Annotated in this window: 17 protein-coding genes, 1 other RNA gene and 4 pseudogenes; 18 read left to right on the top strand and 4 right to left on the bottom strand. The window is 63.7% G+C overall.

The window, feature by feature from the left end:
• Nucleotide 1 precedes the first annotated feature (1 nt).
• The 3 genes from J3T95_RS03115 (at nt 2) to acnA (ending at nt 5,957) form a co-directional block, all read left to right on the top strand.
• Nucleotides 2–646 carry a hypothetical protein gene (locus tag J3T95_RS03115; RefSeq protein WP_267450354.1) on the top strand — a complete coding sequence of 215 codons (645 nt, stop codon included), beginning with the start codon at nt 2–4 and terminating at the stop codon, nt 644–646.
• On the top strand, nt 630–3,116 hold the full coding sequence (locus J3T95_RS03110) for an HAD-IC family P-type ATPase (RefSeq protein ID WP_267450353.1): 2,487 nt from the start codon (nt 630–632) through the stop codon (nt 3,114–3,116). Before J3T95_RS03115 ends, J3T95_RS03110 begins: the two co-directional genes overlap by 17 nt.
• 111 nt (nt 3,117–3,227) lie before the next feature.
• Entirely contained in the window at nt 3,228–5,957 is a 2,730-nt protein-coding gene (acnA, locus tag J3T95_RS03105) for an aconitate hydratase AcnA (protein ID WP_267450352.1), read from the top strand.
• A 49-nt stretch (nt 5,958–6,006) separates the two neighbouring features.
• Here the strand turns inward: acnA and J3T95_RS03100 are convergent, their stop codons facing one another.
• A complete protein-coding gene (locus J3T95_RS03100; RefSeq protein WP_267450351.1) occupies nt 6,007–6,810 on the bottom strand; it encodes a Bax inhibitor-1/YccA family protein in 804 nt (267 codons plus the stop codon).
• A gap of 457 nt (nt 6,811–7,267) precedes the next feature.
• Here J3T95_RS03100 and J3T95_RS03095 point away from each other — a divergent pair, with 457 nt between their 5' ends.
• Nucleotides 7,268–8,107, top strand: coding sequence for an aldo/keto reductase (locus J3T95_RS03095; protein WP_220237135.1), 840 nt, complete (start codon nt 7,268–7,270; stop codon nt 8,105–8,107).
• A gap of 120 nt (nt 8,108–8,227) precedes the next feature.
• Here the strand turns inward: J3T95_RS03095 and J3T95_RS03090 are convergent, their stop codons facing one another.
• Nucleotides 8,228–8,938, bottom strand: coding sequence for a GTP pyrophosphokinase (locus tag J3T95_RS03090; protein WP_396020002.1), 711 nt, complete (start codon nt 8,936–8,938; stop codon nt 8,228–8,230).
• A 151-nt stretch (nt 8,939–9,089) separates the two neighbouring features.
• On the opposite strand from J3T95_RS03090, the gene miaB reads away from it, so the two are divergent.
• Genes miaB through J3T95_RS03075 form a run of 3 tightly spaced genes read left to right on the top strand, consistent with a single transcriptional unit; the run spans nt 9,090 to nt 12,061 of the window.
• Nucleotides 9,090–10,490: a tRNA (N6-isopentenyl adenosine(37)-C2)-methylthiotransferase MiaB gene (miaB, locus tag J3T95_RS03085; protein ID WP_267450350.1), complete on the top strand. Its 1,401-nt coding sequence runs from the start codon at nt 9,090–9,092 to the stop codon at nt 10,488–10,490.
• The gene (gene miaA / locus J3T95_RS03080) at nt 10,477–11,505 is read left to right on the top strand and encodes a tRNA (adenosine(37)-N6)-dimethylallyltransferase MiaA (protein ID WP_267450349.1); all 1,029 of its coding nucleotides are present in this window, start codon (nt 10,477–10,479) and stop codon (nt 11,503–11,505) included. The genes miaB and miaA overlap by 14 nt, the downstream gene beginning before the upstream one ends.
• Before the next feature lie 34 nt (nt 11,506–11,539).
• Nucleotides 11,540–12,061 carry a MerR family transcriptional regulator gene (locus tag J3T95_RS03075; RefSeq protein ID WP_267431138.1) on the top strand — a complete coding sequence of 174 codons (522 nt, stop codon included), beginning with the start codon at nt 11,540–11,542 and terminating at the stop codon, nt 12,059–12,061.
• Nucleotides 12,062–12,071: 10 nt separating this feature from the next.
• Here J3T95_RS03075 and J3T95_RS03070 read toward each other — a convergent pair whose 3' ends face one another.
• Nucleotides 12,072–12,803, bottom strand: a complete 732-nt coding sequence (locus J3T95_RS03070; RefSeq protein WP_267450348.1) for a Fic family protein — start codon at nt 12,801–12,803, stop codon at nt 12,072–12,074.
• Between the two features lie 100 nt (nt 12,804–12,903).
• Between J3T95_RS03070 and J3T95_RS03065 the strand changes: the two genes are divergently transcribed.
• From J3T95_RS03065 to J3T95_RS03035, 7 genes are all read left to right on the top strand, one after another.
• Nucleotides 12,904–15,627, top strand: a complete 2,724-nt coding sequence (locus J3T95_RS03065) for an FtsK/SpoIIIE family DNA translocase (protein ID WP_267450347.1) — start codon at nt 12,904–12,906, stop codon at nt 15,625–15,627.
• 107 nt (nt 15,628–15,734) lie between these two features.
• Entirely contained in the window at nt 15,735–16,340 is a 606-nt protein-coding gene (pgsA, locus tag J3T95_RS03060) for a CDP-diacylglycerol--glycerol-3-phosphate 3-phosphatidyltransferase (RefSeq protein WP_267450346.1), read from the top strand.
• Nucleotides 16,337–16,906 carry a CinA family protein gene (locus J3T95_RS03055; protein ID WP_267450345.1) on the top strand — a complete coding sequence of 190 codons (570 nt, stop codon included), beginning with the start codon at nt 16,337–16,339 and terminating at the stop codon, nt 16,904–16,906. Before pgsA ends, J3T95_RS03055 begins: the two co-directional genes overlap by 4 nt.
• Before the next feature lie 288 nt (nt 16,907–17,194).
• The gene (locus J3T95_RS03050; RefSeq protein ID WP_220237390.1) at nt 17,195–17,692 is read left to right on the top strand and encodes a helix-turn-helix domain-containing protein; all 498 of its coding nucleotides are present in this window, start codon (nt 17,195–17,197) and stop codon (nt 17,690–17,692) included.
• A 145-nt stretch (nt 17,693–17,837) separates the two neighbouring features.
• Nucleotides 17,838–18,071 carry a DUF3046 domain-containing protein gene (locus J3T95_RS03045; protein ID WP_024627845.1) on the top strand — a complete coding sequence of 78 codons (234 nt, stop codon included), beginning with the start codon at nt 17,838–17,840 and terminating at the stop codon, nt 18,069–18,071.
• A 228-nt stretch (nt 18,072–18,299) separates the two neighbouring features.
• A complete protein-coding gene (gene recA, locus J3T95_RS03040; RefSeq protein WP_267450344.1) occupies nt 18,300–19,454 on the top strand; it encodes a recombinase RecA in 1,155 nt (384 codons plus the stop codon).
• Nucleotides 19,455–19,458: 4 nt separating this feature from the next.
• Nucleotides 19,459–20,397, top strand: a complete 939-nt coding sequence (locus J3T95_RS03035) for a regulatory protein RecX (RefSeq protein WP_267450343.1) — start codon at nt 19,459–19,461, stop codon at nt 20,395–20,397.
• A 6-nt stretch (nt 20,398–20,403) separates the two neighbouring features.
• Here the strand turns inward: J3T95_RS03035 and rnpB are convergent.
• An RNA gene (gene rnpB / locus J3T95_RS03030) (RNase P RNA component class A) lies at nt 20,404–20,780 on the bottom strand.
• Between the two features lie 176 nt (nt 20,781–20,956).
• On the opposite strand from rnpB, the pseudogene hpf reads away from it, so the two are divergent.
• The 4 pseudogenes from hpf to J3T95_RS09200 all read left to right on the top strand — a co-directional run.
• Nucleotides 20,957–21,275, top strand: a pseudogene (hpf, locus tag J3T95_RS09210) (ribosome hibernation-promoting factor, HPF/YfiA family); the annotation flags it as partial.
• 80 nt (nt 21,276–21,355) lie between these two features.
• Nucleotides 21,356–21,631: pseudogene (locus tag J3T95_RS09205) on the top strand (sigma 54 modulation/S30EA ribosomal C-terminal domain-containing protein); the annotation flags it as partial.
• 227 nt (nt 21,632–21,858) lie between these two features.
• Nucleotides 21,859–24,367, top strand: a pseudogene (gene secA, locus J3T95_RS03020) (preprotein translocase subunit SecA); the annotation flags it as partial.
• A gap of 218 nt (nt 24,368–24,585) precedes the next feature.
• Nucleotides 24,586–24,771, top strand: a pseudogene (locus J3T95_RS09200) (SEC-C metal-binding domain-containing protein); the annotation flags it as partial.
• Nucleotides 24,772–24,913 lie beyond the last annotated feature (142 nt).

Genomic DNA, 24,913 nt, shown 5'->3' with positions numbered 1-24,913 from the left:
CATGAGCCGCGCCGGGCATGTCTCGACAGTGTTCAAGCGGCTGGCGGGTCTGCTGCTGGCGGTCGCTCTGCTGGCAGGCTTGCCAATGCTGACCGGCTGCGCCCCCAAGGACAGGGCCGTGGGCGACTCCTGGCACGAGGGCACCGTGCCTCATGACGGCGTGGATCGCTCCGACACGCTAGTGGCTTTGATTGGCTGCCCCCAGACGGGCGACAAGGACTCGGATGCCGGTCTTGACGGCCGCATCCTGGCATCGTTGAAGGCGGAACGGATGAAGGGCTATTTCTCCTCGGCGCAGTCCACCGGCGATCAGCAGGATGGGGTGCAAGATGCCGTCAACCGTGGTGTCAGTCTGATTCTGATCCGCCAGCCTGGAGCCGGCGACTGGACTCCTGCCCTAAAGGCGGCCCGGAAGGCCGGCATCCCTGTGATAGAGTTCGCTCAAAGCGCCAAGGCTTGGAATCCTGACCCAGGTAGGCTCTACTATGCGGCTACGGTCCACCCGGTGGATCCTGCCGGGCATCCGCACGCGCCTCTGCTTGCCGACGCCCTGCAGACCATTGTGGACGACGGACCGCATGCGAGGATCATGGCCGTGCGCCTGAGCGCCGACCGAGAGGGGGCCGAGGATGAGCACAGGCAGTGAGCAAGTGCCGACAGCGGGCACAGGCTTTCCGGACACCGACCGGCCGGGGCTGAGCTCCCAGGAGGTGGAGCAGCTGAAGGCCCAGGGCCTGGTCAACGTCTCCCAGAACCAAACCTCCCGCAGCCTGGGCCAGATCATCCGAGACAACGTCTTCACCCTCTTCAACGGGATCATCTTGACCGCCATGGTGGTGGTTTTGCTGACAGGCCAGTGGAGGGATGCGGTCTTCGGCCTGATCATCATCATCAACACCGGTATCGGCGTGGCCACCGAACTCAAGGCCAAGCACACCCTGGACGGGCTGTCCATCCTGGTGGCTTCCGACTATACGGTACGCAGGGATGGGTGCAACCTGACCGTGCCCCACGATGCCATCGTCAAGGGGGACCTGCTTTGGATCCGCTCCGGGGATCAGGTGCCAGCCGACGCGCAAATCATCGACACCTACGGCCTGGAGCTGGACGAGTCCATGCTGACCGGCGAATCGCGCACGGTCAAGCACACGCCAGGCGACCAGGTCTACTCGGGCTCCACGGCCGTCTCAGGCATGGCCCTGGCCCAGGTCACCGCTGTGGGCGCCGACTCCTACGCAGCCACGCTGACAGCCAAGGCCAAGGTCTACAAGAAGGTCCGCTCCGACCTGAACGAGGGCATCAACACCATCCTCAAGGTCATGACCGTGGTGGTCATTCCCCTCTGCCTGCTGCTTATCTTTACCCAGATGCGGACCGTCGGCGGCTTCCAGACGGCCCTGGCCACCGGAGCCTGGCGGCAGGCCGTGGTGTCTGCTGTGGCCGGGGTCGTAGGCATGATCCCTGAAGGTCTGGTTCTGCTGACCTCTCTGAACTTCGCCCTGGCTGCCATCCGCCTGGCCCGCCACCAGACCCTGGTCCAGCAGATGGAGTCCGTGGAGACCCTGGCCCGGGTGGACGCCCTGAACTTGGACAAGACCGGCACTATCACCGACGGGGGCATCGTCTATGACGACCTGCATCCGCTGGTCGAGGACTTGCCGGCCCAGCAACTGCGGCAGGCCCTGGTGGACGTCTGCGCGGAGGAGAGCCCCAATGCCACCGGCCGTGCCATCCTCAAGGGGATGGATGACCTGCGCCCCGGCAGGGCCGTCAGCCGCCTGCCTTTCTCCTCGGCCCGCAAGTGGAGCGCCGTGGCCGACCAGTCCGGCAAAATCTGGTACTTCGGCGCTCCGGAGGTGCTCCTGGCATCCCAGGCGGGCAGGTGGCCCCAGGTGGACCAGCAGGTGGCCGATTTGGCCGACCGCGGCTATCGGGTGCTGATGCTGTCCGCCCCCGATGGGTACCCGAGCACTGACCAGCCTGACCACTTCACCAGCAGCCCCGACCTGCCTAGGAACCTGAAGCCCCTAGCCCTGATCACCTGCTCGGAGCACATCCGCGAAGACGCTGCCGAGACCCTGGCCTGGTTCCGCCAACAGGGTGTGCGCTGTCGGGTCATTTCGGGCGACAACCCAGCCACTGTGGCAGCTATCGCCAACAAGGTGGGCCTGACCGGCGACCGTGCCCCCAGGGCCATGGATGCCCGTCAGTTGCCCGAGGACACGGCAGCCTTGGCCGAGGTCCTGGAGGGCGTAGACGTGCTGGGCCGAGTCCTGCCCGACCAGAAGAAGGCCATTGTCCAGGCCCTGCACCTGAAGGGTCACACGGTGGCCATGACCGGCGACGGGGTCAACGACTCCCTGGCTCTGAAGGAGGCGGACCTGGGCATCGCCATGGGCAATGCGGCGGCCGCCACCAAGGCTGTGGCCCAGCTGGTCCTGGTGGATTCGCGTTTCTCCCACCTGCCCGACGTGGTGGCCCGGGGCCGGCAGGTCATGGCCAACATGGAGCGTGTGGCCGGCCTCTTCCTGGTCAAGACCGTCTACTCGGCCCTGATCTCCCTGGGAGTGGTCCTGACCGGCATCCCCTTCCCTTACCTGCCCCGGCACATCACCTACATCGGCGCCCTGACCATCGGCACGCCGGCCTTCTTCCTGGCGCTGGCCCCCAACACCAGGCGCTACCGGCCAGGCTTCCTCAAGCGCGTGGTTACCTTCGCCCTGCCCTCGGGCATCGCCACTGCTTTGATTGTGCTGGCGGCGGCCTGGAGCCTGCCCGGCTTGCTGGGCCTGGACCTGGCCCGGCCCGGTGACCTGGGGCGCTGGCGGTCGGTCTGCGCCATCGTCCTCTTCTGTATGGGCGTGCTGGTCCTGGCCCAGGTGGCCCGGCCCCTGCGCTCTTGGAGGGGCCTGCTGGTCCTTTTCTTCGCTGCAGCCGGGGTGATCGGGGCCCTGATCCCCATGGTGGCGCAGTTCTTTGCCATCAGCCTGCCCACTGGTCCGGCCCTGGTCGCAACCGTGGCCTTTGCCCTGGTGGGAGCCCTGCTCATGGTCCTGGCCGTCTTGGGCTATCCGGCATGTGCACGTTACATACGCCAAGTAACACATGGGCGCTAAGAATGGAACCTAAAAAGCGCAGATAGCGTCACTGACGGCCTGGAGTCCTCCCGCCGCCGGTCCACGTGGGCGCAAGGGCCGGCGCCTGAGCGTTCAGGGAAGGGGTGGTGCATGTCAGAATCCGTACAAGATGCCGTTCGTTCCAAGCTCAAGGTAGGTTCCGAGAAGTTCGAATACTACCGGATCAGTGACCTGCCGGGAATCGACCACCTGCCCTACAGTCTGCGTATCCTGGCCGAAAATCTGCTGCGGCACCAGAACGGAACCACGGTGACCCGGGACCAGCTGGATCAACTGCTGGACTGGGACCCCAAGGCCCAGTCCAGCAGGGAGATCCAGTTCACCCCCGCCCGGGTGCTCATGCAGGACTTCACCGGCGTACCCTGCATGGTCGACCTGGCCACCATGCGCGATGCCGTCAAGGCCCTGGGCGCCGACCCCTCCCTGGTCAACCCGCTCATCCCCGCGCAGATGGTCATCGACCACTCCGTTCAGGTGGACAGCTCGGGCGTGCCCGGTGCCCTGGAACACAACATGGACCTGGAATACCAGCGCAACAGTGAGCGCTACCGCTTCCTGCGCTGGAGCCAGCAGGCCTTCCAAAACTTCCGCGTGGTGCCCCCGGGGACCGGCATCATCCACCAGGTCAACCTGGAATACCTGGCCCAGGTGGTCATGCGCAGGGACAGGACCCAGGGGGAGGGGCCGGCCCTGGTCTACCCGGACTCCTGCGTGGGCACCGACTCCCACACCACCATGGTCAACGGCTTGGGTGTGCTGGGCTGGGGCGTAGGCGGCATCGAGGCCGAGGCGGCCATGCTGGGCCAGCCCATCTCCATGCTGGTGCCCCAGGTCGTGGGCTTCAAGCTGACCGGATCCATTGCCGAAGGGGTCACCGCCACCGACGTGGTGCTGACCGTGACCCAGATGCTGCGCGAGGCGGGCGTGGTGGGCCGGTTCGTGGAGTTCCACGGCAAGGGCCTGGCCCAAGTCCCCCTGGCCAACCGGGCCACACTGGGCAACATGAGCCCTGAATTCGGTTCCACCTGCGCCATCTTCCCCATCGACCAAATCACCCTGGACTACCTGCGTCTGACCGGCCGCAGTGACGACCATGTGCGTCTGGTGGAGGCCTATGCCAAGGCCAACGGCCTGTGGATGGACCCGGAGGATGCCGACTGCCCGGAGCCCGAGTATTCGCAGGTGCTGGAGCTTGATTTGTCTACGGTGCGTCCGTCCATTGCAGGTCCCCGGCGCCCTCAGGACCGCATCCCGCTGGACCAGGCCCAGAAGACCTTCCAACGGGACCTTAAGGATTACAGCGATCAGGGCAGGGGCAACGGCGAGGCTGTGCCGGTCAAGGAGGCCGACGGCAGCGAGTTCAGCCTGCGCGACGGGGATGTGGTCATCGCGGCCATCACCTCATGCACCAACACCTCCAACCCTTCGGTCATGGTGGCCGCCGGTCTGCTGGCCCGTCAAGCGCGCGCCCGGGGCCTCAAGCCCAAGCCCTGGGTCAAGACCTCGCTGGCTCCCGGCTCCCAGGTAGTGACGGACTATCTGAACCGGACCGGCCTGAGCAAGGACCTGGACGCCCTGGGCTTCGAGCTGGTCGGCTACGGCTGCACCACATGCATCGGCAACTCCGGCCCCCTGGACCCGGCAATCCACCAGGCCATCGCTGATCATGACCTGACGGTGACGGCCGTGCTCTCGGGCAACAGGAACTTCGAGGGCCGCATCAGCCCGGATGTGAAGATGAACTACCTGGCCTCGCCGCCCCTGGTCGTGGCGTACGCCCTGGCCGGCATCATGGACTTCGACCCCTGGCGCGACCCCCTGGGTCAGGACAGCAAGGGCAACCCGGTCATGCTGGCGGACATCTGGCCCTCCCAGAAGGCTATCGAGTCTGTGGTGGGTACCGCCCTGGACCGGGACATGTACCTGCGCGACTATGCGGATGTCTTCGGCGGGGATGAGCGCTGGCGGAAGCTGGAGGTGCCGGAGGGCGAGCTCTTCCACTGGAGCCAGGATTCCACCTACATCCGTCGTCAGACCTTCTTCGACGGCATGAAGGCTCAGCCCGACCCCCTGGAGGACATCCACGGGGCCCGGGTGCTGGCCCTGCTGGGGGATTCGGTCACTACCGACCACATCTCGCCCGCAGGGGCCATCAAGGCCGATGCACCGGCCGGCCGTTACCTGCAGGAGCATGGCATAGCCCCCAGGGATTTCAACTCCTACGGATCCCGGCGTGGCAACCATGAGGTCATGGTCCGGGGCACCTTCGGCAACATCCGCCTGCGCAATCAGCTGCTGGCCTCGGTGGGGCTGAATGTGCGCCCGGGAGGATTCACCTACGACTTCCTGAACGGCCAGGAGACGACCATCTTCGATGCTGCGCAGGGCTATGCCAGGCAGGGCACGCCCCTGGTGGTGCTGGCCGGCAGCGAGTACGGCACGGGCTCCTCAAGGGACTGGGCGGCCAAGGGCACCCGAATGCTGGGCGTGCGGGCCGTCATCGCCAGGTCCTTCGAGCGCATCCACCGCAGCAACCTGATCGGCATGGGCGTGCTGCCGCTGGAGTTCCCTGCAGGTCAGTCGGCCCAGAGCCTGGGGCTGGATGGTCAGGAGACCTATGACCTGATTGGCGTCGATGCGCTGAACAGCTCCCTGCCTGAGCAGGTCCAGGTGTGTGCCCAGCGGCCCGACGGCAGCAGGGTGGAGTTTGCGGCCAAGGTGCGCATCGACACCCCTGGCGAGGCCGAGTACTACCGCAACGGCGGCATCCTTCAGTACGTGCTGCGTGGTCTGCTGGCCAGGGTCGACCAGGATGCCTGAAGAAGATATAAAAAATCCCGCCCCCGATGCCAGGGGCGGGATTTCTTCGTCAGTTCCGGTCGCCGACCAGATTCAGGATGTAGAGGAAGAGGTTGACGAAGTCCAGGTAGAGGTTGAGGGCGCAGAGGATGGAGACCCGCTTGATGGCCTCCGGCCCCTGGCTGCGGTAGGTGGCGAAGATGATTCTGGTCTGCTGGGCGTCGTACATGGTCAGCCCGGCGAAGAGGATGATGCCGATGGCCGAGACCACGCGCAGGGCCGTGTTCGAAGGGGCCACGAAGAGCATGACCAGCTGGACCAGGATCAGCATGAGCAGGCCGGCCATGAAGATGGACCCCATGCCCAGCATGTTCCGCCGGGTGGTCAGCCCCAGCATGCTGAGAACGAAGAAGAAGCCTGCGCTGATCACCAGGGTCAGCATGATGGACGGCAGTGAGTAGGTTATGAAGATGGTGCTCAAAGTGAAGCCCATCAGGGCCGCATAGAGGTAAAACATGACCCGGGCGGTGGAGGTGCGCATACGCATGATCCGGGCGCTCAGAATCATGGCGAAGGCCACCTGGACCACGGCCATGCCAATCCAGCCCAGGGTGCCCGTGGCCTGCATGAAAGCCAGGAGCAGTCCGGTCCGGGCGGTCAGATAGGCCGTCAGGGCGGTGACCAGCAGGCCGACGGCCATCTCCGCATAAGCGCGGGACATTGAGACCCGCTCCGCCTTCTCAAAGCTGTATGCCGCGTTGGCGTCGATGGGCGAGCCCATGCTGTAGGGCTCACCGCCCTGCATGGTCGGCATCGGCTGCTGCGCGTACTGACTATATGGGGCCTGCGGCCGCGGATTCCCGTTGAAAGCCATCTGCTCCTCCTTGTCGTTCCCGCCTGTGGCGGATAGTTATCTTATCCAAGTCTACATGGCGGGCTGGCTGTATAAAGGGTGTTTGCTCTGGCCGCAATGGCGGGGTGGTTCCTTGCCTACACCCCGCCGTTGCGGTTGCCTCTTTCTGACTGTGTGTTGCACGATTTAAGGGGTATGAGCCTCTGCGGCGCTCAGCCCCGTCGGGCTGGCCCGGCAGGAGGCCGGATGCATGAACCGGCAGCAGGCGGGCCGGTGCCGTCTGCCATGTCGGCCTCCTGCCTGCCGGAAAGCCGCCCAGCCGGAGGACAGGACGCATGAAGAACATGCCCAAGCACGGTTTCGTGCATCGACATCTGTCAAAAAGCCGTTATCGCTGGTTCGGTCCATCTTGCCTGGCGGATAGAATGAACAGGCAACACGTCACGGCCTCTGATCGGCCGGCAAGGAGTATGCCTATATGACCGGAAACGTCACCGACACCGTCATCACCCTCAACAATGGGGTCAGCATTCCCCAGCTGGGGCTCGGGGTCTTCCAAACACCTGATGGCGAGGCCACCAGCCAGGCCGTCACCTGGGCCCTGCAGGCGGGCTACCGCCACATCGACACCGCCATGATCTACGGCAACGAACAGTCCGTGGGGGAGGGCCTGCGCCGCTCCGGGGTTGACCGGCGGGATGTCTTCCTGACCACCAAGCTCTGGAATGAGGACATCCGCGCTGGGCGGGCCAAGGAAGCCTTCAAGGAGAGCCTGGACCGGCTGGGCGTGGACTACCTGGACCTCTACCTGATCCACTGGCCCGCCCAGGGCTGGCAGCAGGCCTGGGAGGACATGGAGGAGCTCTACACCCAGCGGCGCGTGCGGGCCATTGGGGTCTGCAACTTCCAGAAGCACCACCTGGACGAGCTGCACACTATCAGTGGCACCAAGCCGGCGGTCGACCAGATTGAGTCCTCGCCCCAGTTCGTCAACGGCGACCTGATCGACTACTGCCACGGCACCCTGCGTGTGGATGTGGAGGCCTACAGCCCCCTGGGCGGCACCGGCGGCAACCTGCTGGCCGACCCCAGGCTCAAGGCCATGGCCGAACGCTACGACCGCTCACCGGCACAGATCGTGCTGCGCTGGCATCTGCAGCGCGGGGTCATCGTCATCCCCAAGTCCACCCACAAGGACAGGATTGAGCAGAACGCGCAGGTCTTCGACTTCGAGCTGAGCGACGAGGACATGCAGGCCATCGCCGCCATGAACAGGGATGAACGCACTGGCGCGGATCCCGACAATTTTGACTTCTGAGGGATGGTGGTACAGGAGGAGACCCGACCTTGAAGGCAGGGCCACCTCCTGGGACCTGGCGGAAGCCCCAACCCTTCCACCTGGCCTGGTTCCTATGGTAAAGGATCTGTGAGGATTCAGTTAATCGGTATTGCCGCTGATGGCTTCGTCGTCGGAATCCTGCTCCTGGGGCGAACCTGAGATGTCGCGGTGGATGGACTGCATCTGCACCTCGATGTTCTGCAGGGAGCGGGCGCAGTCCAGCAGGGTCTGCGAATGCTCGGCCAGGCGGGCGTCGGGTAGGTCGGACTTGTAGCGCAACTGGTGCTCCAGGGAGGCCCAGTAGTCCATGGCGATGGTGCGGAACTGAACCTCGACCGGCGTGTAGTGGGGGCCCGAGGTCAGGAAGACAGGCACGGCATAGATGACGTGCAGGCTGCGGTAGCCGTTCATCTTGGGATTGCGGATGTAGTCCTTGACCCTCAGCACCTGGATGTCCGACTGGTCGGAGAGATAGCGGGAGACCGAGTAGACGTCGTCCCGGTAGTTGCAGATGACACGCACGCCGGCCACATCGAAGATGTGATCGCGCACCGAGGCGATGGTGACGGGCAGGTTCTTGCGGTGCAGCTTGCCGATCAGCGAGTCCACGCTCTTGAGCCGGCGCTCCATGTGATGGATGGGGTTGTGGCTGAACCTGACCTGGAACTCGGTGTCCAGCACGTCCAGCTTGGTCGAAATCTCGTACATGGCCCCCTCGTAGGTCTGCATAAGATTGACGAATTCCGTTATCTCGTCGATATTCAGCTTGGGGCGGTCCCTTTCGTCCAAGTCTGACAGCCGTTGCTTCATTTCGGATGCGCTCATGGCACTGTTACGGTCGAGTATCACATGAACCTCCCATGCCGCCGTTCGTAACCATGACTCATGGTACGCACAGGCCCCGATGGCCGCGGGACCCGACCTGCGCATACAATCATGGCTTATGGAAGCAGGCGAGGGCATGAGCGTGACCGCTCAGCGTAAGGGCAGCAGGGGCGTCTACTATGTGCGGACCCTGGGCTGTCAGATGAACGAGCACGATTCCGAGCGAATTGCCGGGGTGCTGCAAGACCACGGCTACCAGCAGGCCACGCCCGAGCAGGTTCGCGCACACGAGGTGGACGTGATGGTGCTCAACACCTGCGCCGTGCGCGACAACGCCACCGAGCGCATGTACGGGACCATCGGGCGCTGGCACAGGTTCAAGCAGCACAAGCCCGACACGCGCATCGCCGTGGGCGGCTGCATGGCCCAGAAGGATCGGGAGCGGATTGTGAGGGCGGCGCCCTGGGTGGATGCGGTCTTCGGCACCAGGGACATCGGCTCGTTGCCCGGCCTGCTGGATAAGGCCCGCGAGGACGGGCGGCCCCAGGTGGGGGTCTCGGAGGAGCTGCGGAATCTGCCCGGGCGACTGCCGGAGGTCAGGGCCTCGCGCTCGCAGGCCTGGGTGTCCATATCGGTCGGCTGCAACAACACCTGCACTTTTTGCATCGTGCCCTCGGTGCGCGGTCGGGAGCGGGACCGGTCCATGGACGACATCCTGCACGAGGTCCGGGACTGTGTGGGCTCCGGAGCCCGCCAGGTGACCCTGCTGGGGCAGAACGTCAACTCCTACGGCTGGTCGACGGGGGACCGCTACGCCTTCGCCCGACTCCTGCGCGCCTGCGGCCGGGTGCCCGGGCTGGAGAGGATCCGCTTCACCTCGCCCCATCCAGCTGCCTTTACCGACGATGTGATTGCGGCCATGGCCGAGACTCCCACGGTCATGCACCAGCTGCACATGCCCCTGCAGTCGGGCTCCGACCGGATCCTGAGGGCCATGCGGCGCTCCTACCGGTCCCAACGCTTTCTGAAGATACTCGACAAGGTGCGGGCCGCCATGCCCGATGCCCAGATCACCACCGACATCATCGTGGGATTCCCAGGGGAAACCGAGGAGGATTTCCAGGCCACCATGGATACGATGCGCCGGGCGCGCTTCTCGTCGGCCTACATCTTCGAGTATTCGCCTAGGCCCGGCACACCTGCCGCGCGCATGACCCAGCTTCCCAAGGCCGTGGTCCAAGACCGGTTCGAGCGTCTGCATACCCTGCAGGAGTCCATCACCATGGAGCAGATGAAGGCCTTCACGGGCAAAGACGTGGAGGTGCTCATCGGCGACGGGCACGGCCGGCATGACGGCAGCACCCACCGGGTGACCGGGCATGAGCGCACCGGGGTGCTGGTCCACGTCGGCGTGCCTAAGGGAATGCCTGCGCCAAAGCCCGGCGACCTGGTCACCTGCACCGTCACCCAGGCAGGGCCCCACTATTTGATCGCTGACCCGGATCCGCAGGCAGGGCAGGTTTATGACATCCGCTGAACCAGAGCAGCCCGCCGGGGAGGGACCCCGCATCGTCTCCATCGTGGGTCCCACAGCCTCGGGCAAGACTGCTCTGGGAGTGGCCCTGGCACAGGCTTTTGAGGCGCGCGGGCAGACGGCTCATATCGTCAATGCCGATGCCTACCAGATGTACCGGGGGATGGATGTGGGCACGGCCAAGCCTTCGGTAGGGGAGCGGCAGGCGGTGATCCACCACCTGATCGACATCATCGAGCCGGAGGAGGCCATGAGCGTGGCCCGCTTCCAGGCCATGGCCCGGTCCCTGATAGCCGACCTCCGGACGCGAGGAATCAGGCCAATCCTTGTGGGCGGCTCCGGGCTCTATACCCGGGCTGTCATTGATGGCCTGTCCTTCCCTGGCACTGACCCGTCGGTCAGGGCCAGGCTGGAGGAGTTGGCCCAAGAGGAGGGCCCCGGGCTGCTCTTCCGCGAGCTGCAGGAGCGGGACCCGGAGGCTGCGGCCCGGATGGATCCTCGGAATGTGCGCAGGACCGTGCGGGCCCTGGAGGTCATGGACATCACTGGACGGCCCTACTCGGCCAGTCTGCCCCGATATCGCTACCTGATGCCCGCCCTGCAGTTGGGACTGGACCTGTCCCGGGAGGAGCTGGACCGCAGGATCGACCAGCGCACCCAGGCCATGCGCGACCGGGGGCTTGTTGACGAGGTGAGCGGGCTGCGAAACCGCCTGGGGCCCACAGCTTCCCGTGCCCTGGGCTATCAGCAGATTCTGGACTACCTGGACGGCCGCACCGACCTGGATGCCGCCTTCGAGCTGATAGCGCAGAAGACCAAGCGCCTGGCCCGCAAGCAGATGGGCTGGTTCGGCCGGGATCCGCGTATCCACTGGCTGAATGCCCTGGCCCCGGACTTGGCTCAGCAGGCCCTGGACTTGGTGGACCAGGCCGACCAAGGCTGCTTCGACCAGGCGGATGCCCAGGCCGACCTTTCAGACCAGGGAAGGGTGACCAGACACCATCTGGGAGCGCTTTGACTTCAAGTACTTGAAGTTCCTAGGCTGGATGGGTATGACCACCATCATGCAGCCCCAGGCTGAAACCCAGACCGCCCAAACCCAGGCCGACCAGGAATCCGGGCCCTGGTACACCATTCGCCAGGCCTCGCTTATGTCAGGGATGCCGGAGACTACCCTGCGCTACTACGAGACCATCGGCATCATTCCGCCCATCGCCAGGGATCCCTCAAGCGGCCACCGCTGCTACAACCAGGAGGATCTGGACCTGCTGGAGACCATCTCCTGCTTGAGCGCCACGGGCATGTCCCTGGAGCACATGCGGGAGTATCTGGGCAACCGCGCGGCGGGATCCGAGGCCGCCGGACGGCAGATCGAACTCCTGGACGAGCAGGAACAGCGGCTGGACCAGCGGATGGCCGACCTGCGCGCACGGAAACGGTATGTGCAGCTCAAAATACAATACTGGGGGCGCATCCGCGACCACGACCAGGCTGGTGCAACACAACTAATCAGTCAGAGTGCCCAGATTATCGAGGCCGCCAAGCGTAGCGGCAACGAGCGGCTGCCGGGCTGAAGCTGCCGACTCAGTGGGCTGGGCCCTGGTCCCATCCGGCGATCAGGAATATTCGAGTTGGGTTGACCGGGCGGACTATGCCCGCAATTAGGACCTGCAGATCATCGGTCTTGCCTCGGAGCGCTCGCTGGATGGCCCGGCGGTGGGCGGCCGGATCAGCCCGTCCCCAATCCAGGTCCCAGCCTGCATCGTGGGACAAGCGTGAGAGGAAGATGCGCAGAGTCATGCCGTTGCAGTCGGCGAAGGGGTGCAGATAGGAGAGCTCGTCATAGTAGTGGGCCAGGCGGTCCGCGAAGACCGGACGGTCCAGGTTGGCCAGATTGCGTTCGGCCGCCAGCTCCTGGCCGATGGCTGCCGCACCCTGCTCCAGCATGGCCGCCGGATACAGGCTGGCATCGTCGTCTGGTTGGGGTCGGCGCAGCACTCGCCCTTCCGGCAGACTGGGCAGCAGCCGACGGTGGATGGCCCGCAGCTCTTCAAGATCTCCCTCGGTCGCCCAAGGCCGCTGACAGATCAGGATGCTCCGCAGAAAGAGGGCATCCGCCGGGGTATCTGCCTTGGCCTTCTTATGACTGCTCTGTGCCTCCAAGCGTCGGGCCTGGTCGGCCAGTGACTCGGCCTGCCTTCTGCCCGCCATAAAGTCGCTGGCCGCCTGAAGAGCCAAAGGACTGGGCCGACGGTCATCCAGAAGCAGGTTGCGCATGGCGAAGGCCACGGCGCTCTGACGTTCGGCTGGTGTCATGCCAACGATGCTAGCCCTGGCGGCCCCCGTCTGAAAGAGTTGTGCACACTGACCCGGAGAACCCGATGCGGACCGGGGTTCTGGGTAGGCTGAAAGGGTTATGACACGTAAGCAGCAAGCAGACGCACGCGGTCGCGGCCGGACCGCATCCAAGGACAGCCAAGACCCGGAACCCTTCTGGCATAAGGTCTTGCTGGCCCTGCCCCGGGGCATGGGATCCTTGGTTCGCGCCGTGGCCGGCAAAAACGGCGACAACTCCGCCTATCGCAAGGACGGACTCTGCTTCGTACTGGTCATCCTGGCCGTGCTTTTCTGCGCCAGCGAATGGTTCCGCGTGAACGGCTTTCTGGGGCGGGGGCTGCATGCCTTGGCTGCGGGCGTTCTGGGACTCTGCAGCATCATCCTGCCGGTGGTTCTGCTCTTTGCGGCCTTCCGGCTGGTCTGCTACACCGGGCGCGAGGCCGGCAACCTGCCTGTGGTGGGCGGACTCATGGTGGTGCTCTGGTCGGTCTGCTCCATTCTGGACGTGCTCATGGCCTCGGATTATCGCGGCTTTGACATGAAGGCCATCAGTGACTCAGGCGGCCTTCTGGGGTTCTTTCTGGGGTCGCCTCTGGCCTGGGGGCTGTCCAAGGTCTTCGCCGTCGTCATCTTTGTTCTTGTGGCCATTTTCGGTCTCTTCATCACCTTTAGATTCCATATGAGTGACCTCATGGCCTGGCTGCGCGGCAAGAGGACCCATGCCTCCAGCTCGGCTTCGCCGCAGACCGCCCCCAACGAGGTCAGACTGGGCGATGACACCCTGCCCCTGGCGCCCGGCGTGCCCACCCACCAGGAGCCGGACCAGGAGGATGCCCAGGACTCCGGCAGGAACGGGGTGGCTGGCTGGCTTAGTCGCTTGCTGCATGGCCGCATCGGCAAGGACACGGACACCCACCTTGAGCGTTACGAGGCTGACGAGCCCTTCTCCCAGGCGGCCTCGCTGGAGGGTGCTGACCAGAGTGATCAGTCGGCGCAGGGTGCCGAGTCTGATCAGGTGTCCACGCAGAACATGCCCGCGGTGGAGGCCCCGGCCACGGCTGCTCTGCTGGATGCCAGGGAGCAGGGGCACCCCAAGGTGGATCCGGCCGCGCTGTCCGGCGTGGGGGCCTCGGACCCCTGGGCCGCCGCCGCAGCAGCAGCCGACACCGTGCAGATGGATGGCCAGCCCGCTCCGGGAGCAGGGAGCCAGACAGCCGGAGCCCAGGGTGCGGGAGCACAGGGTACCGACGCGTCAAGCTCCTCCGATGACCGCCAGGTGGACGAGAGCCGGCCCTATGTGCTGCCCAGCACGGACCTGCTGGTCAAGGGGAAGCCTCACGCGGTCAGGACCTCAGCCAACGACGCAGTCATCAAGGCCTTGCAGTCAACCTTCCAGCAGTTCGATGTGGACGCCAAGGTGGTGGGCTTCCTGCGTGGCCCCTCGGTCACCCAGTACGAGGTGGAGTTGGGGCCGGGCGTCAAAGTGGAGAAGGTCACCAATCTTCAGCGCAACATCGCCTACGCAGTGGCCAGTTCGGACGTTCGCATCCTGTCTCCTATCCCCGGCAAGTCGGCCATCGGCATCGAGATTCCCAATGTGGACCGCGAGATCGTCCACCTGGGCGACGTGCTGCGCTCCGACAAGGCCAAGCAGGACGACAACCCCATGATGACCGCCGTGGGCAAGGATGTGGAAGGCCACTATGTGACCGCCGACCTGACCAAGATGCCCCACCTGCTGGTGGCCGGCGCTACGGGTTCGGGCAAGTCCAGTTTCATCAACTCCATGCTGGTTTCGCTGATTATGCGGGCCACGCCAGAACAGGTCCGCCTGATCATGGTGGATCCCAAGCGCGTGGAGCTGAGTGCCTATGCTGGCATTCCTCACCTGCTCACGCCCATCATCACCGAGCCCAAGAAGGCCGCCCAGGCCCTGGAGTGGGTGGTCAAGGAGATGGATGCCCGCTACGACGACCTGCAGTTCTTCGGATTCCGGCACATCAAGGACTTCAACAAGGCCGTGCGCGAGGGCAAGGTCCACGCACCGGCCGGCTCCAACCGTAAGGTGGCGCCTTATCCATACCTGGTCGTGGTGGTCGACGAGATGGCCGACCTGATGATGGTGGCCAAGAACGACGTGGAGAGCTCCATCCAGCGGATCACCCAGCTGGCACGTGCGGCCGGCGTGCACTTGGTCCTGGCTACCCAGCGGCCCTCGGTGGACGTGGTCACCGGTCTGATCAAAGCCAACATCCCCTCCAGACTGGCCTTTGCCACATCCTCCTCGACGGATTCCCGAGTCATTCTGGATGCCACTGGCGCCGAGACCCTGATCGGCCAGGGCGATGCCCTCTTCCTGCCCATGGGGCAGGCCAAGCCCACCCGCGTCCAGGGAGCCTGGGTCTCCGAGTCCGAGATCCGCAAGGCGGTGGATTATGTGCGCACCCAGCGCAAACCCCATTACCGCGAAGACATCGAGCAGATGGCCGACAAGGCCGACCACAAGAACGAGATTCAGGAGGAGATCGGCGACGACATGGACGAGCTGCTCCAGGCGGCCGAGCTGGTGGTGACCACCCAGTTCGGATCCACCTCCATGCTCCAGCGCAAACTGCGTGTGGGTTTCGCCAGGGCAGGGAGGCTGATGGACCTGCTGGAGTCGAGGGGAATCGTAGGGCCGTCGGAGGGCTCCAAGGCCCGCGAGGTGCTCATTCAGCCGCCGCAGCTGCAGCAGGCCCTGGCCTTCATCCGAGGCGACGCCACCTCCATGGATCCTGCCCCCGATGAGCAAGCGCAGGGCTGAACATCGGCCCGATGAGCCGGGTCTGGTCTACCGTTATGATGAAACTGCCGCCCGGCATGTATTGTTGGACGGCCCGAGCGCACGAGTTTCGCGTATAAGGAGTGGCAATGCAGGAGCATGCCGAGTCAGAGACCGGTCGTGAGAGGCGTAGGCTTCTCGAAGGATGGAATTCTCCCCCAAATCTGGTCACCTACACCCGTATCCTCCTGGTCCTGATCTTCATCGCCCTGGATCTGATGGCCGGTCCTTGGGGCGAGCGCAGACCTGGCATGCGGTGGACCGCCGCAGTGCTCTTCATCCTCGCCGCCTCGACCGACAAGCTTGACGGGTGGCTGGCCCGCCGATACAACCAGGTGACCGAACTGGGCAAGCTCATGGATCCCATTGCCGACAAGCTGCTGATCTGCTCAGCGCTGATTGTGGCATCCGTCTTCGGCGAGCTCTGGTGGTGGATCACCCTGCTCTTCCTAGTGCGGGAACTGGGCATCACCCTGCTGCGGGTCCTGGTCATCAACAAGCAGGGCCGGGTCATCGCCGCCTCCCGGGCTGGCAAGTACAAGACCCTGTTTGAGTGCATCGGTCTGGGTATGCTCATGGTGCCCTTGTCGCCTGTTTGGCCCTGGTACCTGGTGACAACCCGTGTGGTCATCCTGGTGGCCCTGGCCCTCTGCCTCTACTCGGGGGCAGAGTACCTGATAGGGATGCGGCGATGATCGGCAAGAGTGTGCAGGCCCGCTGCGACGACCTGGCTGGACGGATCATCGACACCTGCCGTGATTCTGGCCTGTTGCTGGCTGCAGCCGAATCACTGACCGGGGGACTGCTGGCCGATGCTTTCGTCAGGATTCCCGGGGCGTCAGACGTCTTTCTGGGCTCGGCCGTCACCTATGACATCGCCGCCAAGGCAGCCATCCTCAAAGTGGATCAGGATCTGCTGGCCACCCAGGGCGCAGTCCATCCCCGGGTTGCCCAGGAGATGGCCGAGGGCACGGCCAGGCTTTACACCAGGCCGGGGCACGAAGATACTGTTATAGGCATGGCCACTACAGGTGTGGCTGGGCCTGGTCCTGATGGGGGTGATCCTGCTGGGCTGGTCTACATCGGTCTGGCTCTGCCCGCCCGGGTGATGGGTCGACGTATAGAGACTGGCCTTCAGTCCCATGTCTACCGGACTTATGCCTATGAGCTGCATCTGGATGGCGATCGGGAACAGGTGCGCCGGGGGACGGTCATGCGGATTCTGGAACAGCTGGATCGGGTCTTGCGCTCGCGGGGCTGAGCCTGATGCAGCCAGTCGTTTTTACGGTTTTTACGGCTTCCGCAAGTCGATGTCGAACCTTCTGCCTGCGGAATGCTGTAGTCGGCAGGCCAAAGCAAGAGGGTGCCTGTATTGAGCCATCCCTCATGTTCCCTGATTTCTTTCTTGCGCATACGTGACCTTGGTCACAAAGCAAGCATTTCGGGTTCCTCCCCTGGAATAATCTACCGGCTCGTCTGTTGGTCAATGTGTAAGAAGTTGAACACGATAATGGCGAAAGGGGCTGCTATGGCCAGCACCGAGACCGTGATGACTCGAACCAACGATACCTATGATGTCAAGCCGGCTGCACCCGGAGTGGAGCGCAATGCACGGGTTCGTGATCTGACACCTGCCCAGCGTCGTGCCGTCGTCTTCGCCCAGCAACAGGTTATCCGCGCCAAGGCCGCCAAGAAGGCCAAGGAGGAGCGCCAGGCCAATCTGAACAAGATGTGGATGGAGGAGGACGGCATGGAGGCCAGCCGTCAGCGGGCAGCCTCCGCCAGCGATGGCCGGGCCGTCCCCCACACCGTCTCCCTGCGCGAGGCCCTGGGCCACGTGCTGCGCGAGCTGAGGACCAATGATCACAAGACCCTGCGTGAGGTCAGCGAGAAGGCCGGCGTGTCCCTGGGCTACCTGTCCGAGGTGGAACGCGGCCAGAAGGAGGCCAGTTCTGAACTGCTGAGCTCCATCGCCGACGCGCTGGGCCTGGGTGTGCCGCAGACCCTGCGTATGGTGGCGGACTATCTGGAGTCCACTCAGGAGTAAACATGTCTGGTCCGGTTGGAGGATCCGGCGGATCGTTCTTGAGGGCGTCCGGTTCTGAGGAACCAGGCGCCCTCTTCTGCCAACTGTCGGTTGCAGCCGTAGAAGGTGTGTGACAGGGTGGGTCTTGGACGAAAGGTGATGTCTGGTGCGTGAGCGGGAATTCTGGCAGCTGCTGGAGGAGGTCTTCGGCCGGGTCTACGGACGCAGTCTGGCCCGTGACCAGAGGCTGACCGCCCTGGATGCCATGACCGTAATAGAGGCCCTGGATGCGGGCGTGGAGCCGCGCGTGGTTTGGAATGTCCTCTGCGATCAGATGGAGATCCCCGACTCCCGCCGCTGGGGGAAGGACCACAATGCACCGCCCTTGCCGGCAGCCTGATCAGCGGGTTTTATCCTCCGCGAATTCATGACGCATTCCGGGTGATTTTCGAACATTTGTTCGCATTGTCAGGTATACTGATGCTTATGGTCCGGTGACCATCGGCACGTTCGACCACATCGGGCGCCGGGACCGCAGACGGGCACCGACGGCGGATAGGCTGTCAATCGTGAGGTCGTCAATCAGGGTGTCGTCACCGTAAGGTCGGTTACGAAGAAGGAGAGCCATATGGCACGTCAGAGCAACAGTGGCAAGGCGAAGAAGGAAGAGGAGGGCGGGGTCGACCCCCGTCGCCAGGCAGCCTTGAACACGGCCCTCGCGCAGGTGGAGAAGAGCTTCGGCAAGGGTTCGGCCATGCGTCTGGGCGACAAGCCTACCCAGGATGTGGAGGTCATTCCCACCGGGTCCCTGGCCTTGGACATGGCCCTGGGCATTGGTGGACTGCCCCGTGGCCGCATCGTTGAGATCTACGGTCCAGAATCCTCGGGCAAGACCACCTTGGCGCTGCATGCGGTAGCCAATGCACAGGCCGGTGGTGGAGTGGCTGCCTTCATCGATGCCGAGCACGCTCTGGATCCTGAGTACGCCAAGAAGCTGGGCGTAGACACGGACTCCCTGATCGTCTCCCAGCCGGACAACGGCGAGCAGGCGCTGGAGATCGCCGACATGCTGATCCGGTCGGGCGCCTTGGATGTAATCGTCATCGATTCGGTGGCCGCCTTGGTCCCCAAGGCCGAGATCGAGGGCGACATGGGCGACAGCCACGTGGGTCTGCAGGCCCGGCTGATGAGCCAGGCCCTGCGCAAGATGACCGGCGCCCTGTCACAGGCCAACACCACGGCCATCTTCATCAACCAGCTCAGGGAGAAGATCGGCGTCTTCTTCGGCAGCCCGGAGACCACCACCGGCGGCAAGGCACTGAAGTTCTACGCCTCGGTCCGCCTGGACATCCGCCGTATCCAGACCCTGAAGAACGGCGACGAGGCGGTGGGCAACCGCACCAAGGTCAAAGTGGTCAAGAACAAGATGGCTCCGCCCTTCAAGGTTGCTGAATTCGACATTCTCTACGGGGAGGGCATCTCCAAGGAGGGTTCGGTTCTGGATATGGCCCTGCAGACCAACATCGTCAAGAAGTCGGGATCCTGGTTCACCTACGAGGGCGATCAGCTGGGTCAGGGCAGGGAGAACGTTCGTCAGTTCCTCAAGGATAACCCCGGCCTGACCAAGGAGATTGAGGATAAGGTCAAGGTTGCTTTCGGCCTTATTCCCGCCCCCTCCGAGGACAACAAGGTTGATCAAGCTGATGCTGCTCAAGGCAGCAAGAAAGACGACTCAGCTCCTGTCGACATCAACAGCACTGTGCCCACTGCCCAGGCCGCATGACGCGATGATCTCGGCCGAGGACTTCCTCAAGGAAAATCCTGTCCGTCTGGCGCAGGCCGAGGATTCCACCGACTCCAGCACAGAGTCGAAGTATTCTCGGTCGGACCGGTTGCAGGCAGACACTGTGGGTTTGTCTGGTCCGGCAGGTATCGGAGCAGCTCTTGATTCTGCCCAGAAGGATGACAGCTACAAGGAAGACGGCCGCCCAGTGCAGGCCGCTGCCCTGGGTCTGGGGCATGGAGCCCAGTTTGGAGGCAGTCTGGAAGATATAGACAATGCTGCCAATGCTGATGTGGGTGATGGATCCCTGCCAGGTCGTCATTCCCTTGGCCGCCGTTCTGCCCGGGGTTCCGACAGAAGAACCCGCCGTCGTGGCCGTCGCCCGCGTGCTGGCGGCTTTGGCGGAAGTTCCGCGCCTGCAGCCCCACGAGCAGATGCAGAGGATGCAGATGCCTGCCAGGAGGCTGCCCTGACCCTGCTGGATGCGGCGGCTCGTTCCAGCGGAGCTTTGGCCAGTCGCCTGGTCAATAAGGGGTTTGACACGAACGTGGTCGATCAGGTGATTGACCGGCTGATCAGGCTGCGCCTGGTGGATGACCAGGCCTATGCCCAGGATCTGTTGCATTCCTGCTTGCATCGCACCATGGGGGAGCGGGGAGTGCTTTCGGAGATGACACGTAAGGGTTTGGATCCGGGACTGGCTGCACAGGTAGTGGCCCAAGCATCTCGTGAGGGACTCTTCGTCGACTCCGCCTACGAACTTGGCCGCAAGGTGGCCCGCAAGACAGCTGGACTGGATCTCAAGGTCCGCAAACGGCGATTCTGGAGTGCTGGATCCCGCAAGGGCCACAGTCCCGGCCTTCTCACCCAAGTGGCAGCGGACCTTTTCGTCTCTGATGATCCTCTCGATGGAGCTGATTGCTGCCAAGGCACCATAAGGTAAGAGGGAAGATGAGACCTCTCATATACCCCGGGTTCTGTCATCGTCCGGATAAAATCCGGACGACGGATGGCCATCCATCTCGACCTGACGTTGCCGCCAGGCTCTAGCGGCCTACCCGAAGGCGGGACGAGCAACCCCTGAATGCCTTCTGCTTGGCCTTGCTCCCGATGAGGCTTGCCATGCGATCGGCGTTACCGTCGACCCGGTGGTCTCTTACACCGCCGTTTCACCCTTGCCCGCCTTGAGCAGGCGAGCGGTCTGTTCTCTGTTGCGCTATCTCTCAGGTCGCCCTGGGCGGACGTTATCCGCCATCGTGCTCTGTGGAGCCCGGAAGTTCCTCAGCCCTTCCCAGGAGGAGGGGCCGCGGCCATCCGAGAGGTCTCGGGGATATAGCATAGCGGAACTGAAGGACCGGACCAGGGTCGGGATCCCGCTCTGGCCTCAAGCTCAATCAGTGAGTCAGCCCTGATCTTCGGATACAATCGGAAGCACAGTCGATGGTGACCAAGTCCGCCATCGCACCAGCGGTTCGTCCGCTCACAAGTGCAAGGAGATTCCCATGGAGATCGTCATTACCGGTCGACATACCCAGATCAAGCAGCGGTTCCGCGATGTTGTGGACAGCAAGATGAACAGGGTGACGGCCATCGCCCCCGATGCACAGCGCACCCAGGTCGTTCTGACGCATGAAGGCAATCCCCGCCAGGCTGACAGCGCCAAGAGGGTGGAGCTCACGGTCCAGGCCGGCAAGACCGTGATCCGCGCCGAGGCTTCCAGCGCCGACGAGTTCAGCGCACTGGACATGGCCCTAGACAAGCTGACCCAGCGTCTGCGCCGGGTCCGCGACCGCCGCAAGGACCACCGACGCGGACTGGAGCATCCGCCTCTGCCCGCCGAGCTGCCCGTGGATGATCAGGCAGGCGATCAGAGCGATCAGGGCCAGGAGTCCAACTCCGACAACAGCGCCCAGAGCGCCGTGGCATCGGACCTGGCACCGGGCCAGTCGGTCGAAGTGCAGGTGGGCGACACCCCGATCGTCATCCGCCGCAAGCTGCACATCGCCGAGCCAATGAGCATTGACGAGGCCCTGTACGAGATGGAGCTGATCGGCCATGACTTCTTCCTCTTCGTCAATAAGGAGACCCGGCGGCCGTCGGTGGTCTACCGTCGGCACGGATGGAGCTACGGCGTCTTCGAGATTGATACGCCTGAGCACGTAGGCCGGAAGAAGTAAGAGCAAAAAGGGTTATTGGACTGTGGGGCGATTTTCCGGCGGCAGGATGGCCTGGCCTCCGGAGAATCGCCCTTCTTCAATGCCAGGTCCGGCTGCCAAGGCCACAGCCGGGTTTGCAGAACTATCGGTTTCGAGAAAATCGGTGCATTCGCGTAAGATGATCAGGGTCTGGGCCTACGTCAGCTGAGGGTGTGCGAAGGCCATAAAAGAACGGTAGGGAGCGCAACGTGGTAGCAGTCTTGGACAAGGTCCTCCGTATGGGCGAGGGTCGTCAGATTCGCAAGCTTCAGGGGGTGGCCAAGGCGACCAACGCCTTCGAGGATCAGATCTCGGCCATGAGCGACGAGGAGCTCAAGGGCCAGACGCCCAAGTTCAAGCAGCGGCTGGAGAACGGCGAATCCCTCGATTCCCTGATGCCAGAAGCCTTTGCCACAGTTCGCGAGGTTTCCAAGCGCACCTTGGGCCAGCGGCATTTCGATGTCCAGCTGATGGGCGGAGCGGCCCTGCACTGGGGCAATATCGCCGAGATGAAGACCGGCGAGGGCAAGACCCTGGTGGCCACCCTGCCCAGCTATCTGAACGCCCTGGAGGGCAAGGGCGTGCACGTGGTCACGGTCAACGACTACCTGGCCTCCTACCAGAGTGAACTCATGGGGCGCATCTTCCGCTTCCTGGGCATGAGCGTGGGCTGCATCATCACCGACCAGCGTCCTGCCGAGCGCCGCAGACAGTACCAGGCGGACATCACCTACGGCACTAACAACGAATTCGGCTTCGACTACCTGCGTGACAACATGGCCTGGGACAAGGACGAGCTGGTTCAGCGTGGCCACCACTTTGCCATCGTGGACGAGGTGGACTCCATCCTGATCGATGAGGCGCGAACTCCTCTGATCATCTCCGGCCCTGCCGAGGGCGACGTGACCCGATGGTACCGGCAGTTCGCCAAGCTGGTCCCCAAGCTCACCAGGGATGAGGACTACGAGGTCGACGAGAAGAAGAAGGTCGTCGGCATCCTGGACCCCGGCATCACCAAGGTGGAGGATTACCTGGGCATCGACAACCTCTACGAGCCCGCCAATACCGCCCTGATCGGGTACCTGAACAACGCTATCAAGGCCAAGGAGCTCTTCCTGCGCGACCGCGACTACGTAGTCCAGAACGGCGAGGTCCTGATTGTGGACGAGCACACGGGCCGCCTGCTCAAGGGCCGTCGCTACAACGAGGGCCTCCACCAGGCCATCGAGGCCAAGGAGGGCGTTGAGGTCAAGGCAGAGAACCAGACCTTTGCCACCATCACCCTGCAGAACTATTTCCGCATGTATGACAAGCTGGCGGGCATGACCGGAACGGCCGAGACCGAGGCCGCCGAGTTCATGAACACCTACAAGCTGGGCGTGCTGCCCATCCCCACCAACAAGCCCATGATCCGCAAGGATCAGCCGGACCTGATCTACCGCACCAAGAAGGAGAAGCTGACCGCCATCGTCCGCGATGTGGCCAAGCGGCATACCAAGGGCCAGCCCATCCTGCTGGGCACCGCCTCGGTGGAGTCCTCCGAAGTGGTCTCCTCCCTGCTGGACGTGGCCGGCATCGACCACCAGGTCCTCAACGCCAAGCAACATGCGCGCGAGGCTGCGGTCGTGGCCGTGGCAGGGCGCAAGGGGGCTGTGACCGTGGCCACCAACATGGCAGGACGTGGCACCGATATCATGCTGGGCGGGAATGTGGAGTTCCTTGCCGATCAGAAGCTCAAGGAGCAGGGTTACTCCTCCGAAGACACCCCTGAAGAGTATGAAAAGCGCTGGCCCGAGATGCTGGACTCCGTCAAGGAGCAGGTCAAGGACGAGCATGAGGAGGTCGTCAAGCTGGGAGGTCTGTACGTACTGGGCACCGAGCGGCACGAGTCCCGCCGTATCGACAACCAGCTGCGCGGCCGTTCAGGCCGCCAGGGCGATCCCGGCGAGTCCAGGTTCTACTTGAGCCTGGAAGACGACTTGATGCGCCTGTTCAACTCTCAGCTGGTGGCTCGAATGATGTCCTCCAAGAGCATGCCGGAGGGGGAGCCTATCGAGTCCAAGACCGTCACCAAAGGCGTGCGCAATGCACAGAAGTCCGTCGAATCCCGCAACTATGAGATCCGCAAGAATGTGTTGAAGTACGACGACGTGATGAACAAACAGCGTCAGGTCATCTACGGCGAGCGTCAGGCGGTGCTCAAGGGCGAGGACATCCACAAGGACATTCTCCGCTTCATCAGCGAGACCATCGCCTCATACATCCGGGGCGCGCAGAAGGGCTCGGACAAGCCTGAGGACTGGAATGCTGATGAGCTCTGGAAGGCACTGGCCTCCGTCTACCCAGTCAGTCTTGACCAGGATGAGACCATGGACTCTCTGGAGGGCCTGAAGGGCGACAAGGCCGTCAAGGCTCTGGCGGACAAGCTGGTGGAGGATGCCGATTCCATTTACCAGGAGCGTGAGGATGAGCTGGGCGAGAAGGGCTCCAGACAGCTGGAGCGTCAGGTGGTCCTCTCAGTCCTGGACAGCAAGTGGCGTGAGCACCTCTACGAGATGGACTACCTGAAGGACGGCATCGGCCTGCGCGGCATGGGCCAGCGCGACCCCCTGGTCGAGTACCAGCGCGAGGGCTATCAGATGTACAACTCCATGATCGACGCCATCAAGGAGCAGACCGTACAGCTGCTCTTCAACGTGGACCTCAAGCAGATCGCGGCCAGCCAGGAGAACGAGCGGCGTGCCCGCGAGGAGCATAAGGAGAACGAGGAGGGCCAGTCCGGGCCGGTCAACTATCAGGCGCCTGAAGAGCCTGACACCGAGGACGAGACCACCGACATCGACGAGACTGTCGAGGAGCACGACGAGGGTGCTCCGGCTGGCAGCATCCAGGAGGATTCCGAGGAGGATGCCGCTGACGATGGCGCTCCGACCCCTGTCGGGCCTGCCCCCATCAGCCATGCCGAGGGCAAAGTTCCTGCCAACAAGAGACCCAAGGCTGTAGAGGATCGCTCGCCTTGGTCTGATGGCCGCACATTCCCGGGCACGCCCCGCAACGCCCCCTGCCCCTGCGGCTCTGGACGCAAGTACAAGATGTGCCATGGCCAGAACGAGAAGAAATGACAGGCACGCATAATCATTAGCCGCTTCTGCAGATAGGGTTGCCGATTCATTTAGGGTGCTGATCTGACGACGGCCATCGCTCACAAGGGCGGTGGCCGTTTCCATATGTTGGTAGCAAAGTGACCAGAATACGGGACGGCCT

Origin of the sequence: Bifidobacterium sp. B4079 (assembly GCF_026537385.1) — a bacterium.
GTDB classification, from domain to species: domain Bacteria; phylum Actinomycetota; class Actinomycetes; order Actinomycetales; family Bifidobacteriaceae; genus Bombiscardovia; species Bombiscardovia asteroides_I.
Note: the sequence above shows the minus strand (reverse complement) of the source record. Positions and strands in the feature narration are given on the sequence as shown.